At 62.8% G+C, this 24473-nt stretch carries 16 protein-coding genes and 1 pseudogene; 8 read left to right on the forward strand and 9 right to left on the reverse strand.

The features are described from left to right. Window positions 1–16 precede the first annotated feature (16 nt). From WBP07_RS28550 to WBP07_RS28575, 6 genes and pseudogenes are all read left to right on the forward strand, one after another. Complete coding sequence (locus WBP07_RS28550) at window positions 17–757, forward strand: TonB family protein (RefSeq protein ID WP_395396614.1); 741 nt, start codon at window positions 17–19, stop codon at window positions 755–757. Between the two features lie 810 nt (window positions 758–1567). After that, complete coding sequence (locus WBP07_RS28555; RefSeq protein WP_395396615.1) at window positions 1568–1696, forward strand: hypothetical protein; 129 nt, start codon at window positions 1568–1570, stop codon at window positions 1694–1696. Between the two features lie 272 nt (window positions 1697–1968). Continuing rightward, window positions 1969–3945: a hypothetical protein gene (locus WBP07_RS28560; RefSeq protein WP_395396616.1), complete on the forward strand. Its 1977-nt coding sequence runs from the start codon at window positions 1969–1971 to the stop codon at window positions 3943–3945. A 1-nt stretch (window position 3946) separates the two neighbouring features. Beyond that, window positions 3947–4429: a TadE/TadG family type IV pilus assembly protein gene (locus WBP07_RS28565; protein WP_395396617.1), complete on the forward strand. Its 483-nt coding sequence runs from the start codon at window positions 3947–3949 to the stop codon at window positions 4427–4429. Next, window positions 4426–4878: a TadE/TadG family type IV pilus assembly protein gene (locus tag WBP07_RS28570; protein ID WP_395396618.1), complete on the forward strand. Its 453-nt coding sequence runs from the start codon at window positions 4426–4428 to the stop codon at window positions 4876–4878. The genes WBP07_RS28565 and WBP07_RS28570 overlap by 4 nt, the downstream gene beginning before the upstream one ends. 45 nt (window positions 4879–4923) lie before the next feature. Further along, window positions 4924–5191 (forward strand): annotated as a pseudogene (locus tag WBP07_RS28575) (transposase); the annotation flags it as partial. A gap of 728 nt (window positions 5192–5919) precedes the next feature. On the opposite strand, the gene treF reads toward WBP07_RS28575, so the two are convergent. The 6 genes from treF to WBP07_RS28605 all read right to left on the reverse strand — a co-directional run bounded on the left by treF (window position 5920) and on the right by WBP07_RS28605 (window position 15656). Further along, window positions 5920–7515, reverse strand: a complete 1596-nt coding sequence (treF, locus tag WBP07_RS28580) for an alpha,alpha-trehalase TreF (protein WP_395396619.1) — start codon at window positions 7513–7515, stop codon at window positions 5920–5922. A gap of 12 nt (window positions 7516–7527) precedes the next feature. Then, on the reverse strand, window positions 7528–9015 hold the full coding sequence (locus tag WBP07_RS28585; protein WP_395396620.1) for a tryptophan halogenase family protein: 1488 nt from the start codon (window positions 9013–9015) through the stop codon (window positions 7528–7530). Further along, a complete protein-coding gene (locus WBP07_RS28590; protein WP_395396621.1) occupies window positions 9012–11051 on the reverse strand; it encodes a hypothetical protein in 2040 nt (679 codons plus the stop codon). The genes WBP07_RS28585 and WBP07_RS28590 overlap by 4 nt, the downstream gene beginning before the upstream one ends. A 162-nt stretch (window positions 11052–11213) precedes the next feature. Further along, window positions 11214–14021: a TonB-dependent receptor domain-containing protein gene (locus tag WBP07_RS28595; protein ID WP_395396622.1), complete on the reverse strand. Its 2808-nt coding sequence runs from the start codon at window positions 14019–14021 to the stop codon at window positions 11214–11216. Between the two features lie 154 nt (window positions 14022–14175). Continuing rightward, window positions 14176–15141, reverse strand: a complete 966-nt coding sequence (locus WBP07_RS28600) for a FecR family protein (protein ID WP_395396623.1) — start codon at window positions 15139–15141, stop codon at window positions 14176–14178. Then, on the reverse strand, window positions 15138–15656 hold the full coding sequence (locus WBP07_RS28605; RefSeq protein WP_395396624.1) for an RNA polymerase sigma factor: 519 nt from the start codon (window positions 15654–15656) through the stop codon (window positions 15138–15140). The genes WBP07_RS28600 and WBP07_RS28605 overlap by 4 nt, the downstream gene beginning before the upstream one ends. Window positions 15657–16143: 487 nt before the next feature. Between WBP07_RS28605 and WBP07_RS28610 the strand changes: the two genes are divergently transcribed. Further along, the gene (locus tag WBP07_RS28610) at window positions 16144–17340 is read left to right on the forward strand and encodes a DUF2252 family protein (protein WP_395396625.1); all 1197 of its coding nucleotides are present in this window, start codon (window positions 16144–16146) and stop codon (window positions 17338–17340) included. A 230-nt stretch (window positions 17341–17570) separates the two neighbouring features. Continuing rightward, window positions 17571–18869, forward strand: a complete 1299-nt coding sequence (locus WBP07_RS28615; protein WP_395396626.1) for an ammonium transporter — start codon at window positions 17571–17573, stop codon at window positions 18867–18869. A 196-nt stretch (window positions 18870–19065) separates the two neighbouring features. On the opposite strand, the gene WBP07_RS28620 is transcribed toward WBP07_RS28615, so the two are convergent. The 3 genes from WBP07_RS28620 to WBP07_RS28630 all read right to left on the reverse strand — a co-directional run bounded on the left by WBP07_RS28620 (window position 19066) and on the right by WBP07_RS28630 (window position 24269). Further along, a complete protein-coding gene (locus WBP07_RS28620; RefSeq protein ID WP_395396627.1) occupies window positions 19066–20331 on the reverse strand; it encodes a dicarboxylate/amino acid:cation symporter in 1266 nt (421 codons plus the stop codon). Window positions 20332–20415: 84 nt separating this feature from the next. After that, window positions 20416–21873, reverse strand: coding sequence for an amidohydrolase (locus WBP07_RS28625; protein WP_395396628.1), 1458 nt, complete (start codon window positions 21871–21873; stop codon window positions 20416–20418). Between the two features lie 89 nt (window positions 21874–21962). Continuing rightward, on the reverse strand, window positions 21963–24269 hold the full coding sequence (locus WBP07_RS28630) for a TonB-dependent receptor (RefSeq protein ID WP_395396629.1): 2307 nt from the start codon (window positions 24267–24269) through the stop codon (window positions 21963–21965). Window positions 24270–24473 lie beyond the last annotated feature (204 nt).

The following is a 24473-nucleotide window of genomic DNA, read 5'->3' on the forward strand; positions in this document are numbered from 1 at the left end:
GCGGCGCCAAAATCCGATGGTTTCGGAAATCCCGTCGCCGTTTTCCGGCCCGCCGCCGCTCGTCGATGTGCCTGAGCGCTATCGCACGAGCGGCGGCAGCCGCTGGCTGGGGCTTGCGGGTACGGCCAGCCTCTATGCCGTCGTAATCGTCGCCTTGCTTGCGACCTTCACGGCAGTCGTCGACGCCCCCAAACCTTCGGCCCCGCTGGTCGTCGATAGTGTGCCGCTGGCCTCGCCGGAAGAAACCCCGCCAAAGGACAAGGAAGCGCCGCGTCCTACCGAAAAGCAGCAGCCGGTTCCGAAGCCCGCCGTGCTTGCCGTTCATGAGCCCGTCGCCATTCCGCTTTCGTCCGTGCAGACACCTGCGGTGATTACGCCGCCCCGGCCCGCAGATCCGGCCCCGGCGCAGACCGAAACGGCCGCCCCCAAGACAGTGCCGGCACCGCCCGCGCCGCAAGTATCGAGCAATGCGGCCGACACCTGGGAGGGGCGGGTGCTGGCAAGGCTGAACAAGTACCGCCGCTATCCCGCCGGAGCGCGATCGCGCCGCCAGCAGGGCGTGCCGTATATCCGCTTCGTGATGGACCGGGGTGGGCGCGTGCTGTCTGCAAGTCTTGAGCGTTCCTCCGGCTTTGCCGAACTGGATCGCGAGGCCATGTCCCTGCCGAACCGCGCCCAGCCGCTGCCCAAGCCGCCGGAGGAAAGAGCCGGGGATACGTTGGAGCTGGTCGTTCCGGTTGAATTTTTCATTCGATGACGCAGCGTGGTCCTCGGTGCTTCTTTCTACATTCTAAATGAGGACCGGTTCAGCCTTTCGCGACCATCTCCAATCACGATCAATTGCGCCCCGATCGTCAATGGTCTGCTCGGCCGTTGACATCAGGGACTGAGATTCGTCGGATGGGTGCAAGCATGTAATCCTACCGCGAATATCCTGAGATGAACTGGAAGACCGGCGATGCAGCGCGCGCACAGTTTATCGTTGCAGCATGAAGCGCGAAAAGAACGGGGCGAGTGCCGCCGATCTCCTCTGGCCGTAAGTCGGCTTAATCCAGCGAAATAAGAGTGAGTTGGCACGTTCCACGACGATGGGGCGGTTCGCGCCCCATCCCGTCGTTCACGTATCGATGCCGAAACGGCCGCTTTGGAGAGAAGCGGCCGTTTGCATGTTCTTCTTCCACACGCGGTGATGCGCTTTCAGTCCGCGCCTAGTTCTGAGCGACGCTTTTCTAATTCCCGCATTCCTTCCTCCATGTCGATCAGTGGCACATAACCGAGTTCGCGCCGTGCCTTGTCGATATCCGGTGTGATTTCCGCGCCGTGGTTGGCGTTACAGGCAGGCGGACTGCGCCTCTCGACAGGGCCGTCAGCCGATCGCCTAGCGATGCCATAGTTCTGAGAAGCCATCTTGGGACGGTTTTGTCAGAAGCCTCGATCCGTTGGGGCGCCAGCAAGCGTGACACGAATTCACGACCGCGAATGACTGGCCTGCCTGTTTCCGCAAATGGTTTGGCGCCGCCATCTTTGTCGACCATCCGTCAATTTCAAATCCGAGCATAAACAGCGCTTGGCAGACTTTTCAAAAGCCGTGGCCTGGGATCGCGCCGCAGGTTCGTTTACCGAGGTGAGCGCTCAAGATATTACCTTTTCAGATGAATCAGTGATTTCGGCGATGGCCCTGCAGGCGCGGCGGTAAACTTGAGGCAAACGTCGAGGGTCCGGGCGCTGTTGCGCCTAGGCACATTGCATTTGCAATATGCGCAACACTTTGAAATACCTGCAATCCTTGCGACTACCACTAAAACGCTGTAGCGGATCGGCCCGCCATGTTCGCGTTCGTCAGTTAACTCCGGGATGCCACTCCCAACGCCGCTTTGCCTCAGGATCCCGTATCTTGAGGCGCTCGGAAAGCTGCGGCAGTTTGGCCGGCAATTTCTGCGTAGCAAAAGTGGCGGCGTTTCGACGCTGGTGGCGCTGTCCCTGCCGGTGGTGATCGGCAGCGTCGGCCTGGGTTTTGACCTTAACCGCGGCTACAACCAGCGTCTGTTCAATCAGCGCGTGGCGGACATGGCCGCGTTGGGCGCCGCGATGGAATACCGGGCGAGCGAAAGTGCGGACATCAACGCTGCGGCGAGATCGATCGCGGTCGCAAACGAACTGTCCACCGCCGTCGTCAAGGCGGAACTCGTGTCCGACTTTCCTAACGCGGGCGACACCTCGGTTCGCGTGACCGTCACCCATTCGGTGCCCTACACGCTGGCCGCCGTACTCGGCTTTTCGGGAAGCTATTCCGTCGCTGCCGACGCTGCCGCGATCGTGAGCAGCGAAGCGCCCTATGCTGCGCCGTGCTTTCTTGCACTCAGCGGGGCGTCGGACGCGCTTCAGGTGCAAGGCGGTGCATCGATCGTGGCTTCGGATTGCTCGGTCGCCGCCGTTGGCGACGTGACCAACAACGGAACGCTGATCAAGGCGAGCGACATCATTTCGGGTAGCGGCAGCATAGCGCTTGCCTACGGCACTCTGACCGCCAATTCCTTGCGCTATGCCAATGGGCTGAGCGTTCCGGCGTGGAATAGCAACCTGCCGCCTGCAAAGGACCGGCACAACGTCACTACCACTTTGTCGGATCCTTGGGCGAGCAGTTCCGAACTTCAGGCGGCCATAGCCCAGATCGGCAACCACGCGCCGCTGCCGACGCTTTCAAACCCGGTGACGCCATCGGGCAGCGAGTGGAACCTGTCATGGAGCCCGAGTGCTGCCGTCACGGCCTATCGCACCGGGCCTTACACCGGCGAATACGTGATCCCGAAGGGCGATTACACCATCGGTGCCTTTATCGTCGGCGGCGGCATCAAGGTCACTTTCGAATCCGGTTCGAACATCACTATCGCCAATGGCGTGAGCATCGGCGGTGGTTCGACCGTGAACTTCGGTGACAGCAATATCCGGGTTAACGGAGGCTTCGATAGCGGCTCCAATGGCGTGACAATCGGTAATGGAACACTGTGGATCGGCAGCGGCACAGTCACCTTCAGCGGCACCAACAAAAAGGGCAATGGCGACGTGACGATCAACGCGCCTGTCTCTCTTGGTGGCGGCATCTATCTGGACATGGGTGTAGGCAATCATGCCTTTCGTTCGCTGACACTATCAGGCGGCGGCAGTTCCGCGCTGGGCAATGGCGATTTCACGGTGCTTTCCGGTGTGAACACGGCGGGCGGCAGTGAACTCATTGTCGGCAACGGCAACATCATCATAGGCGCTAACAGCGCCGGCAACGCTATCGATGTCGGCCAAGGTGGCCGCATGTTTATGGGCGACGGCGCGTTTTCGGCAATCGGCAATGTTGTGGCGAGGGACGGCAGCCGGATCGCCTTCGGCCAGACCGTCAATCACTACATCGTCGGCAATTTGTCGATTGGAGGCGCCGCCTATTTCGGCAAGGGGCGTTACACGGTGGCTGGTAATTTCACCAACGGAACGGGCGGAACGACCTGGCCCTACACATCCTCGCGCACTGGCATGACTTACGGTGCCGATGGTTCGGGTTTCGATATGGTGGGCTACGACGTTTCCTTCATCCTGTCAGGAGCGCTCAATCTGGGCGGGGGTGCGAAGACCAAACTGTCCGCGCCATCAAGTTCGGTTTCGGGTGGGGCAATCAGCGGGCTGCTCGTTCATTCGAATACAAGCTCCGACGTGAAATGGGAGGCAGGAGCGGTCAACGTGTTCAATGGGGTGGTCCACGTCCCCAATGCCACGGTGACGATGTCGGGCGGCACTTCTAATGGAGATTCCGGCGGCAACTCGAGCAATTGCTTCATGCTGATCGCCAATAAAATCAACGCTAAGGACGGCAATGCTACGGGCTCCACCTGCAAGTCGAGCATCGACGGTTCCGCCGGTGGGGGAACGACAGGCCCTCAAATCAGGTTGGTGAAGTAGCATGCGCAAAGGCAACGTCCTTGCCGACGAAAGCGGCGTGGTCGCCGTCGAATTCGCGCTGTGGAGCACCTTGCTGTTCCTGGTGATCTCCATCGGCCTGGATTTCGCGCTTTACTATATTCAGCGCTCCAAAGTGGACGAAGCGCTTTCGGCTACGGCGATCAGTGCGTTCAATGCGCGCCTGAGCGTGCCTTACAGCGATCTTCCCGCCTACATGCGCACCCTGTCCGAAAATGGATCGCTGGAAACCGCGCTAAGCTGCAACGGTCAACTCAATGCCTGCACCAACACGTCGCGGGAATGTGCCTGCCTGCAAGCCGATGGCACCTATCACGCGCAGGCCTGCGCCTCGGCTTGTACGGGCATGACGACGACGGCGGGGTATTATCTGACGATCCGTTCGAGATCGGGCTTCGCGCCATTCATGGTGCCGCGCTCGCTGACAAGCGACATCGTTCGACAAACGACGGTTCGCCTACAATGAAAAAGCGCAGCCTTTGCGGCGACAGGCGTGGGGCAACGCTGATCGAGTTCGCAATCGTCGCCCCTGTGTTCATTCTGATGCTGATCGGGCTGATCGAGACCGGTCGGTTTCTGTGGAGCCAGCATGTCCTGAAAGACGTGGCCTTTGCCACTGTCCGATGCATGAGCGTCTCTGCGAATTGCGCCAGCAGTCAGACCAGAACTCTCCTACGCTGTCAATCGCGCGTCCAGCCTGGGCCTGACGGTCAAGTCCGAGAATGTGACGATCAGCGAGAACATCGCCTGCAAGGGGCTGTCCAACGCAAACAAGGTAGCGATTTCGATACCGTACAACTCTGCTATCAAGGGCTTCCTTCCGGGGGCTCCGACGACCCTTTCCGCGGAAGCCTGCTTCCCTATGCTTCCCAGCGACACCTAACTGACGATGTCGTTGAAGAAAGTCGGCATTGAAGTCGCGGTGAGCCTCTGATTCAATATTTTGATGGGTTTCAAGCGATGATGGGCAAGCGCCGCGTAGCGCAGGAGGCCTGGTTTTACGAGTTTCGGGTTCGATCAGCACGTACCTGCCGATCATCTGCTTCGGGCGATCGACCGGTTCGTGGACTTGCCAGCCATGCGCGAGCATCTGCGAGGGTTCTAAAGTGCGATCGGTTGGCCCTCGATTGATCCTGAGCTAATGCTGCGCATGCTGATCGTGGGATACTGTTTCGGGATCCGATCGGAGCGGCGTTTGTGCGCGGAGGTACACGTCGAAGTGGCTTATTCGATCAATCCATGAGGGTGCGCGAGACTTTGCCCGGACCCAGGTGCAGGGAGACGAGTGGATCACCTCGCCGCGGCCGCTCAGAACCTCCGCAAGTTGGCCAAGATCAGCCTCGCTAGGCAGCCCGTCACGACCTCAGGCGGGCAAACTCCACTTGCCCGCAGCCATCGCGGTCGTCGGCCAGGTCGACAGACGACTTTTTCAGCGGCATCGTTACCGAAGCTGCCGCTGACAGCCCAGCGGCTGACAAATGCGGTCGCGTCGGCTGTCTTGGGATCTAGGTCGGACGGTGCTCGAGGAGCAACTCCCTTGGTCTTGTTGAGCGATCGGCGGCTTGCCCATGCTTCAAGATCAGAAAGGGCATAGACGACGCGTTTCCAGAATTACCTGGCAGCCGGGCCGTCGCCGACAACGCGAAGCTTTTCGAGAGTTCCAGGCGAAAGTCTCAGATATTCGGTGGCTTCGCCGTTGGGTCAGGAGCTTAGTAGCGTTGGGCTTGATCATCGATGCGCCCTTCAGCGGGCGGTGATGGTTCCACTTCGCTACGTAGCCATTAGCTTAGCTTTTTTTTTGAAATGTCCGATCGAGTGCACCAACCCGCTTTTCCAATGCAACTCGAATTTTTCCTATCGCAACACGGCTCGCAGAAGATTTGAAGCGTGCGCGGCTATCGCCACGCTGGGCGATAGCCGCGGAATGGTGTGCTGCTTCAGACGGGCGAGCGCCCTTTAGGGTAGGGTGTTTGGATATCGTTCGAGGATCGCGCTGGTCACACCGTTGGTCCAGCCGAACCCGTCTTGAAGAGGGTACTCCCCGCCGCCACCGGGCCGCTGCTCCTCAACGTCGTACTTCTCCAGCATCTTGCCAGTTTCGTGATAAGTGACGTTCACCGTCTTGATCCACCGGCTTGCGATATCACGCGCCAGATCCTGTTCCCCGTAACGGCCGAGCCCGTGGATCGCGACCCATTGGAGCGGAGCCCAGCCATTCGGTGCATCCCATTGCTGGCCGTTCCGCGTGCCGGTTGTGCGAAGGCCGCCCGGTGCCACTAGCTTGGCGCGCGTCGTTGTTGCGACGGCCTTGGCTTGGGCAGGAGATGCCATGCCTACGAACAAGGGGTAAAGCATCGCGCTGGACAGTACGGCCGTCGTCTTGCCGTCATCGCACGACCAATCTGCGAAGCGGCTTTCCTTGGCAAGCCAGAGGTAGCGGTCGACCGCAGCCTTGCGGGCGTCGGCGCGTTTGGTGAATTCGCGCTGGCAGGGTTGGTCGGCGGTCTCTGCGCACCCCTTGGCGATGCGCGTTTCCATTGCCCAGAGCAGGGCGTTGAGATCGATGGGGACGATCGATGTGGTCCGGATCGTCGCAAGGTCGTTCGGATCGGTCAACCAGCGCGAACTGAAGTCCCATCCGCTTTCGGCGCCGGCGCGCAAGTCGCGGTACATTTGGGCAGCTGGACGCCCGGGCGCCTTCGCAGCAGTTACGCGGTCTTCGGCGAAGGATTCGTCGCGCGGAGTGTCGCGGTCATCCCAGTATCGGTTCAACAGGCTGCCATCCGGCATTGGAACCACGCGCTCGCACGGCTTCCGACTGGCCCTGGCGCATGCCTCGCCGGCCATCCAGTAGGCGTGCTCTTTGCGAAGCGCGGCGAGGCGCCGCGCGCGGACTGTTGCATCGGTCTGTTCGGACAGATCGAGCATGAGGGCGAAGAACGGCGGTTGCGAGCGGCTGAGGTAATACGTACGCGCGCCGTTCGGGATGTGGCCGTAGCGTTCGATGAGGCTGGTGAAGTTATCGATCATGCTTTCGACAAGGTCGGGACGATTGTCCGACTTCAGTCCAAGCATCGTAAAATAAGAGTCCCAATAGTAGACCTCGCGAAAGCGACCGCCGGGAACGACGTAGGATTCCGGCATGGCGAGGGCCGACGAACCGGACGGCGGCGTGAGCGGCGGGCGGGTCAGTTGGGGCCAGAGAGTAACGATATGCGCGCGCAAGGGAAGGCGTTCGCCCGGTGCGGGTGGAACGTCGAAATGGCGTTTGACGAAAGCGCTCAAGGCATCGCGGCCCTGAGGCTGTTCGGTGCGCCAGGCTTGCATGATGGTTTCGGCGTCTTCCCGGGGAACCGCGTCTACGAAAGTCTTGCCATCGGAGAACACCCGGTCGGTCTGCACGGCTTCGAACAAGGGACCGAAGGTGTCTTGCGGGCTCTGCGGCGGCGCGGCCTGGGCGCCGCAGGCGAGGGCGCCGGTCAGCACAAGTGCGGTCAGAGCAAGCCCGGTCTTGTGAAGGCGGGCTCTCGGCGAGGGAAGCGTAAAGGGCAAGACGGACATTCCTCAGGCGATCGGGGGGATGCGTTCGCTGGACTGGCGAACGGCGGCGCGGACGGCTTCCAGGTGGCGCAGGTTCTCCGCGTCCGGCATGGCATCCAGCACCGGGGCATAGTCGCGCGCGCGGATGCCCTGGCCGGTCATCACCGCGAACCAGCTGGCGTCGCGGAACAGGTCCTCGTTCGTCAGCATGATCCGGCCGGACGCCTTGAACTGCGCGATCCGATAGGCCAGGGTTTCAGGCATCGCGGTTGACTGGCAGTGCTGCCACATCGGCTCGCTGCGGCCGGCGGTGAAGTGATAGTGCAGCACCAGGAAATCGCGCACGTCTTCCATCTCGCGCGCGAAGACGCGGTTGTACTGTTCGGCCAGCAGCGGGTCGCAGCCGGCGCGGGGGAACAGAGAGAGCAGCTTGCCGATACCAGTCTGGATCAGGTGGATGCTGGTCGATTCCAGCGGTTCCAGAAAGCCGCTGGAAAGGCCGATGGCGACGACGTTGTGCACCCACGCGCGTTTGCGGCGGCCGGGGGTAAAGCGGATCAGGCGCGGTTCGGCGCTGGGTTCTCCGATCGCGCCGAGCAGCGTTTCGCGTGCGGCTTCCGGCGATTGGAAGCGGCTGGAGAAGACATAGCCGTTGCCCATGCGGTGTTGTAGCGGGATGCGCCAGCGCCAACCGGCTTCATGCGCGATGGCGCGAGTGTAGGGCACCGGTGCCGCATCGGCGGGTGTCGGCGCGGCCCAGGCGCCGTCGCACGGCAGCCAGTGCGACCAGTCCTCGAATCCGGCCTTCAGGCGATCCTCGATCAGCAGGCCGCGCAGGCCGGAGCAATCGATGAACAGGTCTCCCGTGAGGCGATCGCCCTTGTCGGTAGCGATGCTGCGGATGAAACCGGTTTCGCCGTCTTGCTCTATTTCGGTGACTTTGCCTTCGTGGCGGCGCACGCCGCGTGCTTCCGCTTGTTGTCGCAGGAAGGCGGCATAGAGCCCGGCATCGAAGTGATAGGCATAGCCGAGTGTGGAGAGCAGTGATCGCGAATCGTTCGCTGGCTGGATGAAACGGCGCTGGCGGGCCAGTTGCGTCGTCAGCGAATAGTCTTCGGGCGAGGCGTCCAGCCCTCCCAACCATGCCCGGGTCAGGCGGTGTGGAAAGGTCGCGCCGTCGCCGGGGCCACCATAAGTGCCGAATGGATGGAAATAGGCATGGCCATCACCCTGCCACCCCTGGAATTCGATGCCGAGCTTGTAGGTCGCCTTGGTGGCGGCCATGAATTCGGCTTCGTTCAGACCGATGAGCTGGTTGAACCAGTGGATCGTCGGAATGGTCGCCTCGCCCACGCCGATCGTGCCGATGGCATCGGACTCCACCAGCCGGATCTCGATCCCGTTGGCTTGCAGCGCTTTGGACAAGGCGGCAGCCGTCATCCATCCCGCCGTGCCGCCGCCGAGGATGACGATCGAACGGATGGGCGCGCGGTCTGCCGCCTGTCCCGTCATTGGCCGCATCCCGTGCCGGAGGCGGGGCGCTGGACGGCGAGGAACACCGTGCTCCACAGCTGCGCGGCGTTGGATTCATCCACGTCCGCGCCGCTGGCGCCGAAGGGAACCACGCGGTAGGCGCCGTCCGCATAGTTCCACGACCAGAGTTCCGAACTCTGCACGCTACGGCTGGCAGCGATGGCGTCCCACAAGCTGTTCTGCGCTTTCAGAAGCTGGCTGCAGACGCCGGCGGGCAGGTCGCTCCGTGCGATCTGGCGGGCAAGCCCGGAGGCGGCCAGCGCCTGCTGCCACGACCAGACGACGGTGCCATGATAGGCATTGCGGCCGAACTTGGCCTGCAACTCGGGCGAAGCGAAGACTGGGTTGGCCACCAGCATGCCCGCTCCTGTCATGAGTCCGGCGGGGAAGGCGTTGTCGATGGTCTGGGCCGCGACCGTCAGCTGATCTGCGGTGGGATGGCCGAACATCAGCGCGAAGCCTTCGTCGGAATTGACGATCGGCACCGGCTTGCCGGCGCGGTCCAGCGCGATGGCGTGATAGCGGATGGGGCGACGCGCAGCCTCCAGCGCGGCGGCGTCCGGCACGCTCTCCTGCTTGGCATAGGCGGCGATGGCAGCGCGGGCAGCGGCAGGCTTTACCGTCTGTAGGAACAGCGGCGGTGCATTGTCGCGCCAGACTTTGGCCGTGCGGGCCAGGTCCGCCAGCATCGCCTTGTCCTCGGGCTTGGCGTAGGCGTCGAGCAGGCCGGCGCGGGCCAGTGCATCGGCGGCGTCGAGCGCGGCGGGGACTAGGATGGCGTTGACGTCATAGGGATAGCGGCCGCCGCCGAGCCCTTCGTTGCTGTCTCGCCATTCGCCCACTTCCATGCCTTCATGCAGCGCGATCAGGTTCTGCCAACGCGGATCCTTGGCGAAGGATTGCGCTTGCTGCGCGACGAAGCGGATGTTGGTCATCAGGGCTTCACCGAGCGGGCGCCCCTGATCCTGCTGGGAGAGGAAGTCCGTCGCACGCGCCTTGCCGCGCGGATCGTCCAGCAGCCACGCCTGCGTGACGGGCGCCAGCATGAACGAGCTATCGATCATCGCGTAGTTGAACGTGGGCGCTGCAGACTTGCCTTGCCCTTCGCGCATGTGATCGAGCACCGCGAACTCGCCGATGTCTTCTTCATGCGCGACGTTGCCATCGTGCGAGAGACGTTCGAGCACTGCACGCAACCCGGTTTCCACCGCTTCGGGCTGAAGGGCCGGCATCAGCATCCGCACCGACATCAGGGTATCGCGACCGAAATAGGTGTTGAACCTCCAGGAGCCCGCCATGAACTTCTCATGGTAGCTGAGGAATTGCAACGCGGCCCGGGCGGCAGGATCCTGCGCTGCCTTGTCGGTCAGCAGCGTATCGGGCGTGTAAGGCGTCAGCGGCTGTTCGCCGGTGAGCGCGGTTACGCTGAAGACGATCTTGCCGTCCGGTCCGGCAGTGATCCTGTTGCCGGAGACGCTGCCTTGCTCCACCGTCAGCGCCAGCTTGTAGCCCGGCGCGCCGTCCAGACGATCCCGCGCCCAGACGAGCGTATTCGCCTGGATTTGCCCGGGGACGAGGATTTCCGCCGGTGCGGTGCCAAGGCCCTGATAGTCGCGCAGCACGCGCACGCTGGAGAGTACGGCCTGCCGCACCACCAGTTCCGAAGCGCGGATCTCTGCGCGGAAGGTGACGCCGCGCAGCGGGCGGCCTTGCGCGTCGGTCTGAGTGATGGGTTGCGGTTGGCCGGTCATCGACCATTCGGCCGCCTGGGGCACTTTCTCGAACCACAGGCCGACGCCGCTGTTGCCGGCCGGGAAGGCGACGATCACGCGCGGGTCGTTGCCGGACCGCAGCAGCACATGCGCCGCGACCGGGCCTTGCTGGACGAAGTTGTTGAGGTTCAGGCCTTCACGCAGCGTTTGAGCGGAGGCTTGCGAGGACAGGGCCAAAGGGATGGTGAGCAGCGGGGCGGCGGTCAAAGCCAGCGCGGCCAATCTGCGAAACAGGGGGGGCATCGGAAAGCTCCATGCAGAAGTGAAAGGCCGCGCTCCGGGAGGAGGAGGGGGGAGCGCGGCCTTCCGAAACCGGAGCGCGATCATGGGATCGACGGGGTGTCTCCGGCTTCTCAAGTAGGTCCGGTCACCGCAACTATGCGCGGTGACCGGAAGCGGGCTCTATCAGAACGAATAGGTGACCGATGCCAGCGCGTTGCGCCCTGCGATGGAGCGGCCGTAGAAGTAGCCGTTGACGATCGTCTGGGTCTGGCCCTGGCGCGGGTTGCCTTCGGTGAAGCCCTTGGCATTGGTCAGGTTGTCCACGCTGACGCTGACGTTCACCTGATCGGTCACGTTCACGTTCGCACCGATCGAGAAGACGTTGTAGCTGGGCAGGGCGACGCCGTTGCCGGAATCCGCGTAGATCTTGCCGATGTATTTCCAGCGGCCATAGATTTCGCCCAGACCTCCGGGCAGCGTGAAGACCGGCGTGACCGTCAGCAGCTTCTTCGGCGTGCGTTCGGGGGTATTGCCTTCATACTGTGGCTGCGCCACGCCATCGAAGCGCAAGTTGCTCAGCTTCGGATCCTGATAGACGCCGGTTGCCGTGATCGCGAAGAACGAGACCGGACGGAATTCGGCATCGAGCTGCACACCGTTGGTCTTGTTGTTCGCCAGCGCATTGGCGGCTTCTGTCGGATCGGTGGGATCGATGAACTGGTACGACTGGTTCTTGAAGATCGTGCGGAAGCCGATCAGCGATGCGCTGAGCATCCCCGTGCGGAAGCGCACGCCGCCTTCGTAGAGGGTAAGGTCGGTGGGCTTGTGCGTGCCGCCGGTGTCGCCCCCGTTGGTCTGGAAACCCTTGGCGCCGCGAACGTAAAGCGAGATATTGCTGGTCAGTTCGTAGTTCACGCCGGCCGTGTAGGCCCAGTCGTGATAGGTGGCGCTTGAGTGCGTGTAGGTGCCGTCAAACGTGCTGCCCACGGTCTGCGCAAGGCCGGGCGTCCCAGTGGGCACGGCTTCATTGACAGCGGCGGTGTTGCCGATGTTCACGGCGACATGCTGGTGCTCGTAACGGGCGCCGAAGTCGATGTGCAGCTTGTCGTTGATGACAAGTTCATCGTTGAAATAGGCCGAGGCGGAGCTGACCTTGTCGTTGAAGATGCCCTGGCCCCAGTTGCCGTAGCTCAGCATGCCGTTGTTGGTCAGCTGGCCAAGCTCGTTACCGTTCGCATCCAGCGCGACGAGATCGTAGATGTGCGAGTTGTTCGTCACGTCGTTGATGGCGTAGGCGACGCCCGACTGGTCGTTCTTGCGGCGCACGTTGTAGTACATGCCGCCCACGGTCAGCGAGTTTTCGAACCAGTTGCCCCGGGTATCCCACTTCAGCCCGAAATCGCTGCCGAAATCCTTGGTGGACAGCGTCTGATGGTTCAGCACTGTTTGCTGAAGCAGACCATTGCCGTTCAGTGCGTTCAGCGTCGCGGTATCGGAGGCGGCGATGATCCGGCCGGTCTGCACGTCGCGAATGCCGAACTGGGTAGTGCCTGCGAAGGCAGTCTGCCCGGCGGTAAGCAGATCGGCGACCGGCGATACGCCCGGCGTCAGGTAGTCGACGGCAGAGGCAAGGCCGGAAGTGCCGGCGCCGCTGCCGGGGAAGATGCCGTTGAAGTCGTACTTGCCGTCCAGATAGCGGGCACGACCGAACAGCTTCAGGTCTTCGTTCAGCGGCTTTTCGAAGTCGAGGCGGAAGGTGTTCGACGTTGTGTGGATGCCGTTGTCGCCGCGGAACGGTCGGATGGTGCGGCCCGTCGCCGAAGACACTGGTACGCCAAGGTACTGGAAGGCGCTGCCCAGAATATTGTCGTACTTCATGTCCATGCCGGGGATCGAACTGATCTTGCCCGATGCGTCGACCGCGAAGGGCATGTCGGCATAGTAGGGATCGGTTTCGTCACGGCGCTGATAGCTGACGCGGATGAAGCCATCGTCGTCGAAGCGCTTTTCCAGGGCACCCTTGATCTGGAAACTGTCGTAGCGGAACGGCGACTTGCGCTGGCCCTTCTGGCTCCAGAAATAGCCGCTGGCGGCAAAGGCCAGGTTGTCGGCCAGCGGGGCCGAGAAATAGCCGTCCACGCGGTAGTCGTCATAGGTCGTGCCGGTTGCGCGGATCGATCCGGTCGGCTTGTCGTAGCTCAGCTTCTTGGAGACGAAGTTGATCGTCGCGCCGGCGCCGTTGGGAGCAAGGATGCCCGAGGTGCCGCCGGCCACCGCTTCCATGCGGTCCACCGAAAGGTCCTGCTGGAAGTAGAAGTCCGCGCCGCCACCGGCATAGAGGATCGGCATGCCGTCCTGCTCGATGGTGATGAAGGCCTGGCCGCCACCGCGCAGGCCGCGCACGGAGTAGTTGTTGGAAGCGGGGCCGGCGGTGCCTTCCACGAAGATGCCGGGCACCAGTTCCAGCGATTCCGCCATCGAGCGCGGGGCCTTGCGCTGAAGTTCTTCCTTGCTGGCCAGCGTGACGTTGGACGAGGAGTTGAACAGCGTACGCCGGCCGGAGGTGCTGCCGGTAACGATGATCTCGGGAGAGCTTGCGTCGCTTTCCTGTGCGGAATCGACCGTGTCGGCGGCTTGCGCCGCGCCGGCCGGTGCCGAAGCGCCGGTCATGACAGAGGCGGCCTGACCGTAGGAAGCGCTGGTCAGTCCCGTACGGACGGAGGGTGCGGCACGCTCTGCCAGCACCGCGGTCCGGCCGTCGAACGAGACGACGCGCAGGTCGCTGGCGGAGATCAGCCGGCGCAGACCTTCCTCGACGGTGTAGCGGCCCTGCACGGCGTTGACCTTACGGCCATGCGTAGTGGCGCCGGAGGCCAGAACCTGGATCCCGGCCTGCTGCGCGAAGGCAAGGATACCCTTGCCGGCGTCCTGCGCGGGAATGTTGAAATTATGAATCTGATCCTGCGCCAGCACCGGGGTGCTGGCCAGCATGGATACTCCGGCGACACTTGCCAGCAGAGCTGATTGCACGTGGAAACGGCGGACGGATCGCATGTTACCTCCCAATTATCACGGCCGAACATTTCAGCCATTTTTTGAGAAAGATGGTCGGCGATCCGGTTTCCGTCAGTCCGGCGAAAAATTTTTACGGAACGATGCGGATGACGTTGCCCTCGTGCACGACGCGGCCGCCAACCATCGCGGCCGTGGCCGAGGCGAAGCCGTTGATATCGTCGGTCTGGAAGGATCCGATCACGCGCTTGTCCGCAAACGCCGGGTCGACGGCGATTTGCTGGGCGTGATAGACGTTGAATTCGGCGGCGGCCTGCGAAAGCGGCGCATCCTCGAACACGATGCGGCCATCGCGCCAGGCCAGTTGCCGGTCCGCCGCGTCCCCATCGAGCGAGGCCACTTCCACACCGTCATCGCTGACGAATGCGCTGTGGCCTGCCTTGACGTACGTGCTGCCCGGCGTCCCGGCCGACCAGACTTTCACCGTACCCTCGGTCACGACCACTTCGGTTGCGCCGTTCCGGCGGCGCACGCTGAATGCGGTGCCCACGGCCTGGACGCTGACCGGCCCCGCGCTGACCGTGAAGGGGCGATCGGGCATTTTTGCCACCTGAAACCAGGCCTCTCCCTTCGCCAGTTGTACGTCGCGCTTGCGGCTGGTGAACGACAGGCGCAATTCGCTGCCCGAATTGATGACCGCCAGAGAGCCGTCGGCCAGCGGGACCCTTCGGATTTCGCCGGTATCGGTGCCGAGCGTCGTCGCCTTGGGCCAGAGCGTGAACGACAGCACGCCGGCCAGGGCCGCAGCGATCCCGGCTCCGCCAAAGGCCAGGACACGGCGGCGCGCGAAAGCCGACGTGGGGGGCGGCGCAAGGCCGCCGTCTTCGTTGGCGGCGCTCGGATAGGCATCCCCTTCAGCGGCGTCGGATCCGGCCAGTATCCGGCAGCGATCCAGCACGCTCATCGCGGCGCGGGCGCGAAGGAGGGCGCCTTTGTGGCGACGGTCGGCCGCCAGCCAGGCATCCAGCCGAGCGCGTTCGGCAGCATCGATTCCGCGATCGAGGGCTGCAGCCCATTGCGAGGCGATTTCGTCGATCATGGCTGCTTACGTGCCCCGCGCAAGGAATTAGAGGGCTTGCGGCGAGCCGGAATGTCTGTGCGTTCGTCTTCCGTCATTTGATTCAGGATGCGGCGCAGGCCGCGCGCCACTTCGTTTTCGACGACATTCTCGGTCAGGCCAAGCCGGACCGCGATTTCGCGCTGGGGCACATTCTCAATCTTGCGAAGGCGGAAGACCTGTCGTGCTCGCTCCGGCAGAGCGTCGATCAGCCGCTCCACGCGTTGCAGCGCGCTGCGCCCGGCAGCGATCCGCTCTGGAGAGAATTCATCCACCAGTCCGTTTTCCATCTCGGCCAGGCCGCTGGCCGCCTCGATGCGGACCACGCGCTCCCGCCGCACCTGCTCCAGCACGATATTGCGGGCCGTGCGAAAGAAGTAACTGCGCGGATCTTCGATGTGATCCACACGCTCCAGTTCGGAAATACGGCAATAGGCCTCCTGCACGACATCATCGACATCTATCGTCGGGAAGGTCGCACGCAGCCACTTGCGCAAATGGCGTTCGTGAGGAAGCACATGGCGACCGACCCATCCGACCAGATGAAGCAGCCGGTCCTCTCCGTCATCCGTCATTATAAAAAATCCAGCACACGTGACGGGCAGCTTCTTCGCCTCCTTTGCATGAAAGAAGGGCCGGCACGGGCGGGCAGGTCTATGCTAACGCCGGGGGGCGGCGCAAGTTTGATAATTTCATTATCGGAATGTGCCCGGAAATTTGCGGTAAATGCTTTGCTGAAGCTGCCGCTCGCTGCTCTGCGCCTGAACGGCCGGCAGATCCCGCATCCGGTTGTTCAGGTTCATCCTCAATTCGATGAATCAAGGGCCGTGAACGGGTCAGGGCGGCCCGATCCACTACGAAGGCCGGCGTGCACCGAGCCTTGTGATTTATTGAACGGGCAAAAAGCTTGGAGAGCGGGACACAGTGTTGAGCTCTCCCGTCGGGTAAGCGGAACCAGTGATTTTGTTGCTCGTTCTTTGCTGTATGAAATTCTTCAATCCAGCAGAACGTCTTTCCATCTTGCATGCCCGGAGGGATCTGAAGATGGCACGCTCCGCACACGCTTACGTGCGGGGAAATACGCTGCGGTTTTACGAATGGTTGGCGGACTCAGCAGCCGCGTGGTTCATTCCCGACGGGCCGCCGGTGTGGATATGCGGCGATTGCCATCTCGGCAATCTCGGCCCGATCGCGGACGGCAACGGCAAGGTCGCCATCCAAATCCGTGATCTCGATCAGGCGGTGATCGGCAATCCCGCGCACGATCTGATCCGCCTGGGCTTATCGCTGGCAACGGCCGCCCGGGGATCGGACCTGCCGGGCGTGGTCACTGCGCGAATGATGGAAGAGATGATCGAGGGTTATGAACGAGCCTTCGTGTCTCCTGACGAGAAGGAGATGGAGCTCCAGGAGGAGCCTGACGTCGTCCGCACGGTACGTCGCCGCGCTCTCGGCCGGAAGTGGCGGCATCTTGCGAAAGAGCGGTTGGAGGATGTCGATCCGGCTATTCCGATCGGCAAACGATTCTGGCCGCTGGCGGCCGAGGAACGGGACGCCTTGCGCGAAATCGTGATCCATCCACCTGTCAGCCGCATGATCCTCTCGCTCGACCGCAAGGGAGAGGATCGCAAGCCGTTCATGGCGGATGCGGCCTACTGGATGAAGGGATGCAGTTCGCTTGGACTGCTTCGGCTTGCCGCGATTGTCGGGCTGAAAGGGCGCGATGCAGTCGATTATTCGCTGATCGACCTCAAGGAGGCAGTCGATCCGATTGCGCCTACCGCGCGTGGCGCAACGATGCCGAGCGAGCCGGCCGAGCGTGTGCTTGCGGCAGCCATTGCGCTTTCCCCCAATCTCGGTGAGCGGATGGCGACGGCGCGGCTTCTTGGCCATTCGATGTTCGTCAGGGAGTTGATGCCGCAGGATCTCAAGATCGAGGTCGAGCAGTTCTCGCAACGCGAGGCGCAGAAGGCGGCGCGTTTTCTCGCGTATGTCGTCGGCAAGGCTCATGCGCGCCAGATGGACGATGCGATGCGCCGGGATTGGCTCCAGGCCTTGAAAAAGGGGCGCTCCTCGGACCTTGACGCGCCGTCATGGCTCTGGCGATCGGTTGTCGAACTCGCCGCCCGGCATGAGGCGGGTTACCTTCAGCATTGCCGGGTCTACGCCTTGGCTAACTGAGGTGCGGGCGGTGGCTTCGGGCTGCGGTTGTTAGGCTACGTTCCCAGGAATGCACGGATCAGGCCGTGCCCAATCGGTATCCGGGAGGTGCCGAGCGCGGCCGGGAACGACGATATTCTGTCGATGCCATCCCCGATTTTTACATCATCACAATGTTCGCATTGCGCATTCCATTCCTGCGCGCTAGCTGCCCGCACGAAAGAGACGATGGGTGCCGGGAAAGAGCAATTATGTTGCGCAATGCGTGCCGATTTGGTGTAATTTTTTCCGTTTCCCTATGTCCGACCGTGGCCCGAGCCGCCTCGACCGCCAGAACGATCGACAAGGCGGACACGTTGCTCTTGATCCTCGGCGCGGCACTCGTCCTGTTCATGACGCTGCCGGGATTGGCACTTTTCTATGGCGGGCTGGTTCGCGCCAAGAATTTCCTGTCAGTGCTGATGCACTGTTTTGGGCTTGCGGCGCTGGCCTCGATCCTCTGGTTCCTCGGGGTCTACAGTCTCGCTTTCCGAGGCGACAACCCGTTCATCGGTGACCTCTCGGCGATCGGGCTCAATGGCCTGACGGCCATTCGATCGGGGTTGACCGTGCCCGAGAATGTCTTTGCGCTCTATCAGATGACCTTCGCGATCATCACACCGGCGCTCATTGTCGGCGCGTTTCCCGAGCGTGTTCGATTCGGCTGGCTGATGCTTTTTTCGGGTTTGTGGCTGGTGCTGGTCTATGCGCCCGTTGCGCATTGGCTGTGGGACGGCGGTTGGCTGGCGCAGCTTGGCGCGCGGGACTTTGCCGGTGGCATCGTGGTCCACACCACTGCCGGCATGGCGGCGCTTGCATTGGCGATCCTGATCGGACCAAGAAAGGGCTTCCCGCATTCGATGATCCCGCCGCACAGTCCGGCGATGACGATGATCGGGGCCGGTATGTTGTGGGTCGGCTGGTTCGGGTTCAACGGTGGATCGGCTCTTGTTGCCGATCAGTCCGCGGGCGCCGCAATTATCGCCACGCATCTGGCGGCCTCTGCGGCAGCTCTCACCTGGGCTGCGGCCGAGCACCTGAAGATCGGCAAGCCGACGTCCATCGGTGTCGTGACTGGCGCAGTAGCAGGCCTTGCAACGATCACCCCGGCTGCCGGATACGTTTCGCCAACGAGCGCTGTCATCATCGGCATCCTGGGCTCGCTCGTTTGCTTCGCGTCGGTGCTGGGAGTGAAGCATCGCTGGAAGGTCGATGATAGCCTGGACGTATTCGCCGTCCACGGCGTCGGCGGAATGTTGGGGTCCGTTTTGTTGGCGATATTCGCAAGCAAGGCGTTCGGCGGCTCCGGGCTGTCGGCAGGACAGACCATCACCAGCCAGATGCTTGTTCAGGTCGCTGCGGTTGTGATCGTGGCTCTCTGGTCAGTGGCACTCACCTTGATTGCAGCGCGCGCCGCAGCCCTGCTTCTTCCAATGCGCGTCAATGCCGAGCAGGAACATGACGGCCTCGATTTAAGCCTTCATGGCGAAAGAGCGTACGAGTTCGATTGAATGGAAATTGAGTGCCTGCCCCGTGCTCCCGCTACGGCGGTTGGGCACGGGCAGATGCCGGACACTTCCATCGTCATTCGAAAACGGCAAGGAGAGAGGATTTCGCGAAGCCAGGCGGCCTCCTTGAGATGCAATTGAGTTCTGCCATCCGGAATGGGACGCGGAATTGCAGTTGGCTGCCTCATCGCGGTGATGGTCAGGCTGGAATAGCGTCTCGGACTGCAGTTGCAGCAGAAGGACGCGGCGGTGCAAGTGCCCCCTCCCACTTCGAAATTACCGAGGTGGCGACAGCATTACCCAACACGTTGGTCGCAGTGCGGCCCATGTCCATGAAGTGATCGACAGCAAGGATGAAGGCGACGCCTTCGACCGGCAGGTCGAACTGTGCGAGCGTGGCGGCGACCACCACCAGTGAAGCGCGTGGGACTGCGGCGATACCCTTGCTCGTCACCATCAGCACCAGAAGGATCGTGAACTGCGTAGCGAGCGGCAGGCCTATGCCGTAAGCCTGGGCGATGAACATCGTCGCGAAGGTGGCGTACATCATCGAACCGTCAAGGTTGAAGCTGTAGCCCAGCGGGAGCACGAAGCTGCTGATCCGGCGCGGCACGCCGAAGCGGTCCAGTTGTTCCAGCATGCGCGGATAGGCGGCTTCGGACGATGCGGTGGAGAAGGCGAGCAGCACCGGCTCGCGTACAAGGCCGATGAGCGCGAAGATGCGCTTGCCGAGGAACACCGCGCCGGCTGACAGCAGCAGGATCCATAGCGAGATCAGGGCCAGATAGAACTCGCCGACCAGTGCGCCGAAAGTCTTCAGCACGCCGAGGCCCTCGGTCGTCACGGCGGCGGCAAGGGCGCCGAACACCGCGAGCGGGGCCATGCGCATGACGTAGCCGGTCACTTTCAGCATCAGCTCGACCATCGTCTCGATCAGCACGACGACCGGTCTGCCGGTCTCGCCCAGCGCGGTGAGGCCGACGCCGATGAAGATCGAGAAGACCACGATCTGGAGGACGGAGTTGTCCGCCATCGCGCCGACCATCGATGTGGGGAAGACGTGCAGCACGAAGTCACGGAAATTGAGTGCTTGTGCATCGACGCCCGCACTTGCGCCCGAACGTACGAGGTTAAGCCCCTCGCCGGGTGCAAAGGCATTCACGAAAACAAGGCCGAGCGTCAGCGAGATCAGGCTGGCGATCACGAACCAGGCCATCGCCCGCCCGCCGATCCGCCCCAGCGTCTTGCTGTCGCCCATATGCGCGATGCCTGCGACCAGCGTCGAGAACACCAGCGGCGCTATGATCATCTTGATAAGGTGGAGGAAGACATCGGCGAGCAGGTGGAAGTAGCCCGCCACTTCCTTCGCGGCCTCGGCCGAGCCTGCCATCCGGTGGGCGGCGAAGCCGGCGCAGACGCCGGATACCATCCCGGCGACGATCGTGGTCGTCAGGCGACGTGACATGGATTTCTCGCTTGTTGGGGAACCGAAAAAGACCCGGCCCGGCAAAGCAAGGCTTCGCCGGGCCGGGCAGAGGGTGGTTCGGTATCAGTCCTTCGAACCCGACTTGCGGTAGTCGAGCGAGGGCGCCTTGTCGCCGAGCAGCGAGCGGTAGACGAAGTTCGGTCCGCGACGCTCCTCGAGTTCGGCCTTGGCTGCGGCGAGCGTGTCGGGGCTCTGGAAGAGCTGCGCGGCGGTCAGCGCCAGCGTCTTGGCGGCGACATCGGCACCCTTGGTGCCGACGCTGGTGCCGCTGGCGGCAACCGCCTGCCAGCTGTGCGGCGGCGTGCCCGGCGCCCAGGTCCCCGCCGAAAGTCCAGCCGTCGGCGTGGTGTAGCTGACGTCGCCGACGTCTGTGGAGGCGGACATGATTTCGCCGCTGCTGTAGGGGGCGACGCCGCTCGGGCCCTTGCGGCCGCCCTTGGGCAGGGTGGCGCTGATCTTGTCGATGAAGGACTGTTCCTGCGCCGTGTAGGTCGGCAGCGGTACCTGCTTGAGGTTCTCGTACATGACATGGCCGAGCGTGTCGTTCGGCAGCAGGTCGAAGGTGCCGCCGATCTGATTGTACTCGACTGTGGTGCCGGTGCCGAGCGCAGCGCCTTCGGCCGCCTTCTTCACACGCTCCATGATCTCCGCCACTTGCTGCTGGTCCGGGTGGCGGACGTAGTAGTAGACTTCGGCAGTGTCGGGGACGACGTTTGGCGCCTTGCCGCCGTCGGTGATCACGTAATGGATGCGGGTTTCCTGCGGAACGTGCTCGCGCATCATGTTGACCATGTTGTCCATGGCTTCGACCGCATCGAGCGCCGAACGGCCACGCTCGGGCGCGGCGGCGGCATGCGACGCAATGCCGTGAAAGCGGAACTTGGCGCTGACATTGGCGAGGGCGTGACCCTGCATGGCGCTGTAGCCGTCGCCCGGATGCCAGTGGAGCATGGCGGAGACGTCCTTGGTCAGGCCCGAACGGACGAGGAAGACTTTGCCCGAACCGCCTTCTTCGGCCGGAGCGCCGTAGACGCGCAGTTCGCCCTTGATTCCGTGGGCGACCATCCAGTTCTTGGTGGCGATGGCAGCGGCGACGGAAGCTGCACCGAACAGGTTGTGACCGCAGGCGTGACCGGCAATGCCGTCAAGCGCGTGGCGTTCCGGCTCGGCGGCTTGGGCGAGACCGGGCAGGGCGTCGAACTCGGCAAGGATGCCGATGACCGGGCCGTCGCCGGTCTTGAAGCTGGCGACGAACGCGGTCGGCATTCCGGCGATGCCGGGCGTCACCTGGAAACCTGCGGTCTTCAGTTCCTTCTGGAGCAGGCCGGAGCTTTTGGTTTCCTGAAAGCCGACTTCGGCCCAGGACCAGATCTGCAAGGCATTGCGCGCCATTGCAGCCGAACCGCGATCGACGTCGGCCAGGATCGCAGCGCGGTCCGCTTCGGCAAGGGGGCCTGCGAGGGCAGGCGCGCTGGCGCCGGCGGCGAGGACGAAAAGGGCGGTACGAACGAGGGATTTCATCGGGCTATCCTCTTGGAAAGTCGTATCGAAAGGTCGCCCCGCGACGACCACATTTACTGAAGTGTGGTTCGCGCGGGGCATGGTTCTGGTCAGCGTTTGCCGAACGACACGCGCAGCTGGGCGCCGAACACGCGCGGTTCGTTGTAGACGAGCGTGGTCGAGGTGATCGAAGGTGTCACCACACCGCCCGCCGCCGCGTAAGTGACGTCGAACAGGTTGCGAACGAAGAAGCCGAGGTCGATGCCCCGATCTTCCATATTGTTGAAGTCCAGCTTCAGGTTGACGGTGTCGTAAGGCTTCTGGATGCCGTTGGTGTCCAGCGGACGTTCGACGTACCAGACTTTCGTGCTGTGGAACCAGTTGGCATTGAACACCAGTTCCGCGAAGTCGCCGAGATTATGCGCATAACGTGCGCCGCCACCCACGGTCCATTTCGGCGTGTAGGAGAACTTGTTGTTCACCGGATTGGTGCCGAGCAGCGGGATAAAGGCCGCCGGAGCATCGTATTCGTCGTACTTGGCATCGGTATAGGCGCCGAAGCCGGAAAGGGTGAAGCCGTGAAGCGGGGTCACCGAGAAGTCGAACTCGGTGCCCTTGATGTTGGCCTTGGCGGCATTGATGATCAGGCTGCTGGGGTCGTTGGCGGAGTTGTTGTCGCCGTCAAAGTTGGCGCCGGGGAAGATGGAGCGTTGGATATTGTTGTACTTGCTGGTGTAGGCAGCGATATTGAAGCGGCCCTTTACCGTGCCGACCTGCCAGCTTGACTTGATGCCGGCTTCGTAGTCGGTAACCTTCTCCGGCTTGAACGTCTCGAACCCATCGAAGTACGACGACAGGCCGCTCTGGTTGTAACCCGCCGAACGGTAGCCGCGGCGGTTGGTGATGTAGAGGAACAGGTCGTCATTGACCTTGTAGTCGAAGCCCAGAGTCCAGGTCGGCGCGCTCGACTTTTCGGAGCCGGTCTTGCCGCCGGCGGTCGCGCAGTCGTCCGGGCCGATATGCGCGGCGGTGTCCAGTGTCGCCACCGAGCAGCCCGAGGACTTGTCCCAGGTGTAGCGGAAACCGCCGTTGAAGCGCAGGCCATCGGCGAAGCCGCCGAAGGCATAGCCGATCTGGCCGAACAGCGCCTTGCTGGTCGAGGTGTTGTAGTTCTCGTTATAGGTGAAGGTCTTGCCCGGGATTACGGCTGAGTAGGTGACGCTGCCGTTCACGCCGTTCGGATCGCTTTTCAGGTAGAAGGCGCCGACGATCCAGTCCAGCTTGTCCCCGAACAGTTTGCCCATGACCTGGAACTCGTTCGAGTATTGCTGGACATTGGTGTTGGAGATGCCGTCGTAGAGCGCAAGGTAGGTGCCGTCCATGTCGCGGGCACCGTCCACCTTGCTGCTGCGATAGCCGAAGATGTTCTTGAAGGTAACGCTGCCGACATCGAGCGTCGTGGTGTTGGCAAGGCCCCAGAAAGTGCGGTTCGAGTAGGGATCGATGCTGGTCGAAATGTCACGCACGCCGGCGGCCTGCTGTTCTGACAGCGCGATGTCGATGTCGCAGCCGGCGACGCCGCAGTCGAAATAGGGAGCGTTCGCCGCCGTGCGCGCGGTGCCGCCGCCGCTGACCGCGGGGTTCGGGTAGACGCCGTTGAGCACGAGGCCGGTGCCGTTCTCCCGCGCGCGATACCAGTCGAACACGGTGGTGTTCTTGAGGCCGTCGACCGGCTCGATCAGCAGCGAGGCGCGGAAGGCATTGTTGTTGCGATCGTCGAGATCGCCGCCCACGCCGTGATTTTCGGTGTAGCCGTCGCGGCGGGCGATCTGCCCGGCAAGGCGCAGGGCAATGCGCTGGTCGACGATCGGCACATTGACCGCGCCTTCGAACGTACGCTCGTTGTAGGAGCCGAGCGTGACCTGGCCATACCCGCCGAAGTCGTAGTCCGGCGCGGTGGGATAGAGCAACAGCGCGCCGCCGGTGGTGTTGCGGCCGAACAGCGTGCCCTGCGGGCCCTTGAGCACCTGGATCGAGGCGACGTCGAAGGTCGGCACGATCGAGCCTTCGTTGGGCAGCGGCACGTCGGCGAAATAGGTGACGACCGAAGGCGCGGAGGCGCCTGCCGTGGCGCGGCGCTGGCCGCGAATGACGATGCTGGGCGTATCGCGCGACGTCTGAGGGGCGACGTTGAGGCCCGGCGTCGTGTAAGTAAGGTCCTGTGTGCTGACGATGGCCTTTTCGCGCAGCATGGTCTCGTTGAAGGCGGTTACCGAGACGGGGACGGTCTGTGCGCTTTCCTCGCGACGGCGTGCGGTGACGACGATGTCGCCGCCCGGATCCTCGGAGACTTGCGAGGCGGCTTGGGCGAAGGCTGCGGGGGTGGAAACGGATAGGAAGGAAGAAGCAAGAAGCAATGCGGATAGGCTGCGACAGGACATATTGTTCTAGTTCCTTATCAATCCGGCCTGTCCCTGATCGCAGGCCGACAATCGCAAGACGCAGCCCGGCGCGGATCATTCGCTCTCGATGAAAAAATATTCCGGGTGACGTTTCGGGGCGTGCGGAGCTAAGGAGGGCACGCTCATACGGATCCGGGAATCGACGTCATTTTCTCGCTG

This window comes from Novosphingobium oxfordense (assembly GCF_044029435.1).
GTDB lineage: Bacteria > Pseudomonadota > Alphaproteobacteria > Sphingomonadales > Sphingomonadaceae > Novosphingobium.